Origin of the sequence: Peribacillus cavernae (assembly GCF_003989135.1) — a bacterium.
Taxonomy (GTDB): domain Bacteria; phylum Bacillota; class Bacilli; order Bacillales; family DSM-1321; genus Peribacillus; species Peribacillus cavernae.
Genome location: NZ_RYZZ01000061.1, coordinates 1 through 1,150, shown reverse-complemented (window position 1 = coordinate 1,150; position 1,150 = coordinate 1). Strand labels below are relative to the sequence as shown.

The 1,150-nt window shown below is 46.2% G+C and carries 1 pseudogene; it reads right to left on the bottom strand.

The window, feature by feature from the left end:
- Positions 1–4: 4 nt before the first annotated feature.
- Positions 5–1,046 (bottom strand): annotated as a pseudogene (locus tag ELQ35_RS22310) (IS30 family transposase).
- Positions 1,047–1,150: the final 104 nt, after the last annotated feature.

The following is a 1,150-nucleotide window of genomic DNA, read 5'->3' as shown; positions in this document are numbered from 1 at the left end:
AACATCACGCCAGAAGAGCCAGCTCTTCTTGAAAGCACTCTTCAGGTGTTCTGTATCCCAGGATCTTTCGTGGAAGTTGGTTACACCAATTCTCGGCATATGAAATTGTTACATCAGACACCGAAGCAATGGCCTTTCCTTTGGGGATAAAACGCCGTATGAGCCCGTTGTGGCGTTCGTTCGTTCCCCGTTCGCTAGAGGTGTACGGGTGGGTAACATAGACTTCCGTCTCCACGTTTTTAACAGAGAGGCCGAGGTCGGCAAATTCGGATCCATTGTCGGCGGTGATGGTTTTGAAAACGTGTGAGAAGAGGGAACCATAGTTGTTGCGTAAATCAGCGATAGAAGCGCTCACTGCTTCGCTGTTCTTGGCGGCGACCCTTACAATAATTTCCTTGCGTGTTTTCCGTTCAGTAAGCGTCATCAATGCATCATCCTGGCTCTTTTTCCCGATGACTGTGTCGATTTCCCAATGGCCGAATTCTTCACGCTGTGCCACTTCAGCTGGGCGTTCTTCGATACTGCGGCCAAGGACACGTTTATTTTGACGAATTCGTTTTTTCTTTGTGTTCAGGCGGACTTTCAGGGGCAAATCGATATTTTTCACGCCGAGAAGGCCCATGTCAATATAGGTATAAAGCGTCTTGGTACAAACCATGGCATCGTCAAAGAGACCGTGGAGTTTAGCATATCCACAGACCGCATCAGGGGGACCAATTGTCTTCCAAGATCTTTTTTTCCGCGAATTGGATGAAATCAATGGTATCATCCAGTTTGAGCTTGGAACCGCAAGCCTGACGATTCTGTTCGTACTTGATTTGGCCTGTATCAGGGAAATAGGATTTAAACATCGTTTTACCTGTTTTCATTTGTGTCACGGTACCACGTGTTAACTCCCGTGAGATGGTACTTTTATGACAGCCCACGATGTCGGCAATTACCTGCATGGATTTCCCTTCGGCATACAAGGCAGCAATCTTTCCTCGGTCAAAAGCGGTAAGATGCTTGAAAGTACGCCTAGTTGTGGTAGAATTTGTTTGAGCCATTGGTAAACCCTCCGTATTGATTGTGTTTTAGACGACTTAATCATACACGGTTTACTATGGCTTTTCACGTTTTAGGCTGTTGCATTTGATTATACAACTAGCCT